General features: G+C 35.6%; 6 protein-coding genes. All 6 read left to right on the top strand.

From position 1 onward, the window contains the following. Window positions 1-1,109, top strand: a 1,109-nt coding sequence (locus HU235_RS11940) for an extracellular solute-binding protein (protein WP_174880357.1), incomplete at its 5' end; no start/stop codon positions are given. A gap of 223 nt (window positions 1,110-1,332) precedes the next feature. Next, window positions 1,333-2,274: a carbohydrate ABC transporter permease gene (locus HU235_RS11935; RefSeq protein ID WP_145580698.1), complete on the top strand. Its 942-nt coding sequence runs from the start codon at window positions 1,333-1,335 to the stop codon at window positions 2,272-2,274. After that, on the top strand, window positions 2,271-3,092 hold the full coding sequence (locus HU235_RS11930; protein WP_095298685.1) for a carbohydrate ABC transporter permease: 822 nt from the start codon (window positions 2,271-2,273) through the stop codon (window positions 3,090-3,092). Before HU235_RS11935 ends, HU235_RS11930 begins: the two co-directional genes overlap by 4 nt. A 41-nt stretch (window positions 3,093-3,133) precedes the next feature. Continuing rightward, a complete protein-coding gene (locus HU235_RS11925) occupies window positions 3,134-4,168 on the top strand; it encodes a Gfo/Idh/MocA family protein (protein ID WP_174880356.1) in 1,035 nt (344 codons plus the stop codon). A gap of 442 nt (window positions 4,169-4,610) precedes the next feature. Then, window positions 4,611-5,303: a response regulator transcription factor gene (locus HU235_RS11920; protein WP_095298689.1), complete on the top strand. Its 693-nt coding sequence runs from the start codon at window positions 4,611-4,613 to the stop codon at window positions 5,301-5,303. Further along, the gene (locus HU235_RS11915) at window positions 5,281-7,494 is read left to right on the top strand and encodes a HAMP domain-containing sensor histidine kinase (protein WP_174880355.1); all 2,214 of its coding nucleotides are present in this window, start codon (window positions 5,281-5,283) and stop codon (window positions 7,492-7,494) included. The genes HU235_RS11920 and HU235_RS11915 overlap by 23 nt, the downstream gene beginning before the upstream one ends. The last annotated feature ends 431 nt before the right edge of the window (window positions 7,495-7,925 follow it).

Here is a 7,925-nt window from a genome sequence, read left to right as displayed (position 1 = left end):
AACGATTTAAAGAAAAACATCCTGATGTAGAGGTAAAAACACTTCAAATTCCTAATGATGCGTATAAACAAAAATTTTCTGTGGCAATGAGTGGAGACCAGGCTCCAGATGTATTTCATAGCTGGGGTGGCGGCTGGCTGAAAAACTTCGTAGACCAAGGTAAAGTGCTTGATTTAACAGGAGAAACGGATACAGCGCATTTTAATGAGCTAGCCTTAAAAAATTCAACTTATGACGGCAAAATCTATGGTTTGCCATTGAGTTTATCCATTGACGTTGTATTTTATAATAAAGAAATTTTTGAAAAGTATAACTTAACACCACCAAAAACATATGAAGAGTGGCTAACGATAATCGATACTTTGAATAAAAATAATGTCATTCCAATTGCCTTAGCAAACCAAACGAAATGGCCTGGTGCATACTATCTGATGAATTTTGCGAGCCGGATAGCTGGACCGGAGCTATTTGAAAGCGCTCTAAATCGAGGGGGTAAAGGATTTGATGATCCTGCCTATGTTCAAGCAGGGAAATATATTCAAGAGATGGTTGACAGAAATGCCTTTAATTCTGGCTTTAACGGTGTCCCATATGATGAGGGGCAAGGACGTCAACTTCTTTATTCAGGTCAGGCGGCAATGATGGATATGACAATTTCATTTTTAAACAATGTAAGACAGGAAGCACCAGAGTTTGAGGAAAAACTAGATTTCTTTTTATTCCCAACAGTACCTGGTGGCAAAGGTGATACGACACATGTAGGTGCAGCAACTGGACCGGTTTGGTCAGTAGCGAAAAATAGTGAACATCCTGATTTAGCAACAGAATTAGTGAAGGAGCTGACAAGTACAGAAACAGCTCAAAACTACACAGATCGAACTGGAAGTCTTACAGGAGTAAAGGATATTGAGCCTGCTGATGAATTCACAAAACGCTTTTACGAAGTTGTTCAAAATGCAACACATCTACAAATGCCTTATGATCAAACACTTCCTCCTGAACTAGCAGAATTGCATAAAGACACAACTCAAGCCATCTTTGGCAAAGACATGACACCAGAAGAAGCAGCAAAAAAAATGGAAGAAAAAGCAAAAGAACTGCTTGAGTAAAAGCTTGGGGGGACAGTCCCCAAAAAGACAAAAACGAAGCATTCCATCGTTTTAAACTTGGTTTTAGGGACAGTCCCCAAGCTTATGGATAGTGCATTTAATCGATGTTTTACGTAAAAGTGTATAACAATTGGGGACAGTCCCCAACAATAGCAAAACAAGGACAAAATGTCTTGTTAGTCTTGTTTTGGGGACTGTCCCCCCATCATAAGGAGGGGATGATGTGGAAACACCGGTTAAGGCTGATTTATCGAGGGGTGTAGTGGTTTCGCGTTCGAGTAGTAGGAAGAGGCTGAAGAGCTTTTTTACAATTGGGTTGTTTATTTCACCTGCGTTGATTGTTTATTCTGTGTATGTGTTGTATCCGATTATCAATACGTTGATTTACAGCTTTTATGAATGGGATGGCATGGGTGTTGGTGTTTTTGTTGGATTTGAAAATTATCTTAATCTTTTTAAAGATGCGGTTTTTCTTACAGCACTAAAAAATAATACATGGGTAGTGCTTACGTCTGTTTTTGCACAAATCCCATTAGGGTTAATTATGGCGTTAATGCTTTTTGCACCAATAAGAGGAATTAAGCTATTTAGTAGCATTTATTTCTTTCCATTTCTCATGTCAACTGTTGCCGTTGGTTTACTTTGGGTGTTAATGTTTGACCCAATTAACGGATTAATTAACCAGCTAATTAGTCTGTTTGGATTTGAGAATGTTGCGTGGTTAAGTCAAACGAATACGGCGTTATTTGCAGTATTGCTCGTTATTGTTTGGCAGTTCGCCCCGTTTTATATGATTCTCTTTAAAGCAGCAATCGTTGGAATTCCGGAGGATTTATATGAGGCGGCAGAAATTGATGGAGCAAGCCCGTTAACGAAGTTTTTCCATATTACATTACCGTTGTTGATGCCAACCATTGTTAGCTCCTCCATATTAGCTGTTGTCGGTTCATTAAAATCGTTTGATATTTTTTACATTATGACAGGTGGCGGGCCGAACCATGGGACAGAGCTACTAGGGACCTACATGTTTAAGCAAGCGTTTATTAATTTTAATATGGGCTATGCAAGTGCGATTGCGTTTATCATGTTCTTTTTATCGCTATTGGTAACAATCATTATTCAAGTAATGGATTATTATCGGAAAAAGAAAGGGGCCTATGTATGACAAGTAAAATAAAAACAATCCCACTCTATTTGTTCGCAATCTTACTATTGGTCTTCACAGGTTTCCCTTTTCTTTATATGCTATCAACCTCGTTAAAGTCGCAAAGCCATTTTTTTGAAAAGCCGTTTGCATTGTTTTCTTCCTTCAATTTAGAAAACTTTCAATCTGTGTTCGAAATGGGGTTAACAAGGTATTTCTTAAATAGTGTGCTCGTATCCATCATAGCTGTTTTCGCAGTCATGCTTATTGCTTCATTAGCAAGCTATCCATTAAGTCGAATGAAATTTAAGTTTAATAAAGTCATTTTCTTACTGTTTATTTCAGGAATGATGCTACCTATCCATGCAACACTTATCCCGATTTTTAAACTATCACAAAGCATGGGTGTTTTTGATACGATATGGGCTTTATTAGGACCCTATATTGCCTTTAGCTTACCAATTTCAATCTTTATTTTAACTCAGTTTATGCAGGAAATACCAAAGTCATTAGAGGAGGCAGCGAAAATGGATGGCTGCAGTCACTTCGGGATCTTTTGGCGAGTCATCTTGCCAATGCTGACCCCTGCTCTAATGACAGTATTAATCTACAATTTTATCCATCTATGGAATGAATTCATTTTTGCGCTCGTTCTTTTATCAAGTCCGGAAAATATGACATTACCATTAGGATTACAAGATTTTAAAGGCGAGTTTTCCGTCAATATCCCTGGATTAATGGCAGCATTAACATTAGCAAGTCTACCGATTCTTGTTGTGTATTTATTTTCCCAAGAGAAGGTTGTTAAAGGTCTTGCGGGTGGAGCTGTTAAGGAATAAGAAAATAATAGGATAAAACTAAATTACTGGAGGATTAAACAATGATGAGAGTTGGCGTAATCGGTTGTGGAAGTATTGCAAGACTTAGACATTTAGTAGAATATTGGGCAAATAAAAATGCCGAGATTGTAGCTGTATGTGATATTGATTCATCACGTGCAGATGAAATGGCAGAAAAATACGGGGCAAAGGCTTTTACAAATTATGAAGAGCTGTTACAGCTTGATGAAGTTGATGCAATTAGTGTTTGCTTGCCAAATGATTTACATGCACCAGTCTCAATTGCAGCATTAAATGCAGGGAAACATGTGCTATGTGAAAAGCCGATGGCAACAACCTCTGAAGAAGCAGAGGAAATGATTCAAGTTGCTAGAAAAAATAGCAGAACTTTAATGATTGCGCATAACCAACGCTTCGTTGCATCACATCAAAAGGCAAAGCAATTAATTGAAAGTGGCGAAATTGGGAAAATCTATAGCTTTCGGACATCATTTGGTCACCGCGGTCCCGAAAAATGGAGCATTGATGGTAGGGATAGCTGGTTTTTTAACAAAGACGAGGCTGTTATTGGTGCATTGGGGGATCTCGGTGTACATAAAACAGACTTAATTCGCTATTTACTAGGTGAGGTTGTAGAGGTAGGTGCGTTTGTTGAAACAAGTGCGAAGGAAAATACGGAGGTAGATGACAACGCAGTAGCGATTTTAAAAATGGAATCAGGGGTTATTGGAACTTTGGCAGCAAGCTGGTCATATGTCACAGGTGGTGATAACTCAACAATCATTTATGGTGAAAAGGGGATATTAAGATTAGAGGATGACCCAAATTACTCACTAATCGTCCAATATACAAATGGTGAAGTTGTAAAGTATGAGTTAGATAAAATCCAAACAAACGAAGAGGGTGGACAAACAAATTCACATGTCATCGATCATTTTGTTCACTCTGTACTCCATGAAAAGGACCCATTAATAACAGGTGAGGAAGGAAAAAAATCACTTGATGTTGTACTTGCAGCTCTAGCTTCAAATGAAACGAAAAAGATAATTGATTTGCGGGCAGTTCCAGTACGTTAAGTATAAATGGTATCACTTCAAAAAATATCGAAGAACTCCCCAATTGTTGGACACAATCTAACAATTGGGGGTGTATTATTTTTATATAAATTTACTAGAGATATAGGCTAGCCGAGACTCGTGATCAGGTATTTTTACCGTCCGGAAAGCGAGCACTGCACGAAGAAATTTAAGTTTACGAAAACAGCCTTCTCTTTCCCTCTAAAAAACATAAAACGGTCTTACTATAAAAAAACTTCACCATTCTTAAGAAATTCTTCATTTTTCCCCTATAAAGAACTTAAGAACTCTTCCTTATACTCAATAATAGTATTGCAAAAATATGTACACGATGTCTTCATCTCTTTTTTGTGCCTAGCAAAAGGTAGAGGGGAATTTCCTTTTTTAAGAATAAAGCGCACATACTTTACATTTGATATACTTTGGAAAGGAGGTTGTATGTATGAAAGATTATGTTGTATTAGTTGTTGATGATGATAAAGAAATCCGTGATGGAATTGAAATATATTTGCGAAACGAAGGATTCATTGTGTTAAAGGCACAGGATGGACTTGAAGCAATTGACATTTTAACTGAGCAGGATGTTCATCTTATTTTATTAGATATTATGATGCCGAAATTAGATGGAATTTCAACGACATTTAAAATTCGCGAGAAAAAAAACATCCCGATCATTATGCTAAGTGCGAAAAGTGAGGATACGGATAAAATTCTCGGTCTTCAAGTAGGGGCAGATGATTATATTACGAAGCCGTTTAACCCGCTAGAGCTAATTGCACGGGTAAAATCACAGCTTCGACGCTACGTCCAGTTAGGGCCATTTGAAGGTGCGAGTAAAATAATTGATTTAAATGGGTTAACAATTGATCAATCAGCAAAAGAAGTGACTGTGAATGGTGAGCCGGTAAAGCTTACGCCAATTGAGTACAAAATTGTTGAATTGTTAATGGTGAACGCTGGTCGAGTGTTCTCTATTTCTGAAATTTATGAGAAGGTTTGGAATGAGCCAAGTTACAATGCTGAAAATACAGTAGCTGTTCATATTCGGAAAATCCGCGAAAAAATAGAAATCGACCCTAAAAATCCAAGGTATTTAAAGGTGGTATGGGGCATTGGATACAAAATGGAAAAATAGATTGAATATAATCGCTTGGCTTATTTTATTCACATTTGGAATTAGCGGTGTCTTCACCTCGTTCTTTAATAATAATGAATATATGAAAACAAGTTATTTTAAAACAACAATGTATGAAGACTTTGAATCACATTTATTAGAGAATATCCAAACATTTGAAATGTACTATAAATCAAAGGAGGATACGCTCTCATCATTATCTGTCACAAATGAGGAAATTGAAGAGTATCGCTACCAAAATGGTGATTTAGCAGACCAAGTCACAAGTATTGAAGAACAATATGAAATAAAAATAAATGATGCGATGGTTCAAGAAAACCAAAAAGTGATTGATTACTATACGAAGGAACGCGATAAAAAAATAGAGGATATCACAAAAAACTTTGAAAGTGATGAATATATAAAAGAGAAAATCCTTAAGGAGAAAAAGCAAAGGGTTGATGAATATTATCGGGAGCTTGAAGGCTATCGCAAAGACTATTCAACCTATAAAGAAGCATTTGCCTATTATTTAAAGGACACTGAATCAGGTGAAGTATATACAAACCTTTCAACAACAGACGAGACTAATATAGATAAGTATATAAATGATAAAAATATGTATTATGTTCACGAATACGGGGAGAAAAAGGGATATTTACATTTGAGTTTCCAAGGTCTCGTTATTGGACTTGAGGATATAAATAATGAATCTGTCGGGAAATCAGCAATATTAGAAGGGAAAATTGCCCTATCCAAAAATGCTCCAAGCTCCAATGCGATTATTGCAAGTTATCAAGATTATAAAAATCAACAAAAAGCATTTTTGTTATACTCAATTTTGTCGTTACTTGCACTTGTTATTAGCATTATTATTGGAAAAAAGCAAAGTATGCTAAAGAGATTGACGCCAGATACGTGGAAGTCACTGTATCAAAAAATACCCCTTGATGTTGCGATCATTTTATTTTTTGTTACATCCTATATTGCGATCCTTTTAATTTTTGATCTTGATGTGGCTTATTATGATTTTCTAATCGTTACGATTGTTTACCATTTAATCATTAAAGCAGCTTTTGTTGGCATCACCCTAATTCAAGGAGTCTATTTATATTCAAGATTAAAGAATTCTCGAATCGATAAACAATTATGGAATCACTCTTTAATTATGCAAATAGTGAATATGTTTAGAAATGCATTTCTGAATCGCCGTGTTGGCACACAAGTATTCATTATTTTGACGATTGTCTTTTTCTTTGGCGTTGGGACATTGCTTGTCGTTGTTTTTCCCGTTTTCTTATTGATTTACGTACCAGCATTTTTCTTAGTCGCTCTCCCTTTGTTTTTTTTCATAATGAAGCGAACAGGATATTTTAATGAAATTCTTGCAAATACAAATGCATTGGCACAGGGACAATTTGAGCCTGATTTAGAAATTATCGGGAAATCAGTTTTTGCTAGTCTAGCCAGGGATATAAATATAATGAAGCATGGAGTGAAAACTTCACAAAAGGCTCAGGCGAAAAGCGAACGATTAAAAACAGAATTAATTACAAATGTTAGTCATGATTTACGAACACCGTTAACATCAATCATTACCTATTCAGAATTGTTGAAAAATCCAACCTTGTCTGTCGATGAACGGAATAGCTATATTGAAATCATTGATCGAAAGTCAAAAAGACTAAAGGTACTAATCGATGATTTATTTGAAGCTTCAAAAATGGCAAGTGGAAATATCCAACTAACGAAAGTGAAGGTAGATATCGTTCAATTGCTTCAGCAAGCATTAGCTGAATATAATGAAACGATTCAACAATCACATTTAACTTTTCGAGTTTCACAGCCTGAAGCACCAGTATATGCTTTAGTTGATGGGCAAAAGCTTTGGCGTGTATTCGATAATTTAATTGGAAATATTATCAAGTATTCGTTAGAAAACACACGTGCTTATATTACAATTACGACCGAAAATAATAAGGCGGTCATTATCTTCAAAAATGTCTCTAGATACGAACTTAGTGAGGATACAGATGAATTGTTCGAAAGGTTTAAACGCGGGGACAAATCGCGAAACACAGACGGTTCTGGCCTAGGGCTTGCAATCGCTAAATCCATCATTGACCTCCATGAAGGAACATTAGATTTAGATGTTGATGGAGATTTATTTAAAGTGACCATTGTTTTAGATTTACTTGATGAAGAAGAATAAACTAAAAAAGGGTGACACGCATTTTTGCGTCTCATCCTTTTAAAAAAAAGTGCGTTTTAAATGAAGGCTGTTTGGGTAAAGAAATATTGTTTGTAAGAATGTAAGCGCGCTCATGTGTGGAGTGAATATTTGTGGTAGCACCATTGAATATAATTTCTAACACGATATCAAAATTCTTTTAGATAACTACATAAAAGTTTTCGTATTAATCGGGAATAAACTATGAAATAGAAAAATAAAAAATAAAGAGTATTTACATTTTTTACTATTATATTAAAATACAAAAAAGTAAATTAATAGGAAATAATGGTAAGAATTTGAGATAACTATGTAGATAATAGATGAATTCATCTCAATTCATCTTAAATAGATATCAATTTCAACAATTTTAGATGGAATTCTGCAAAAAAAATGATATGATAGAATTATCT

The sequence above is a fragment of the Metabacillus niabensis genome (assembly GCF_902829255.1).
Lineage (GTDB): Bacteria > Bacillota > Bacilli > Bacillales > Bacillaceae > Metabacillus > Metabacillus niabensis.
This window is presented reverse-complemented; position numbering and strand designations above follow the sequence as displayed.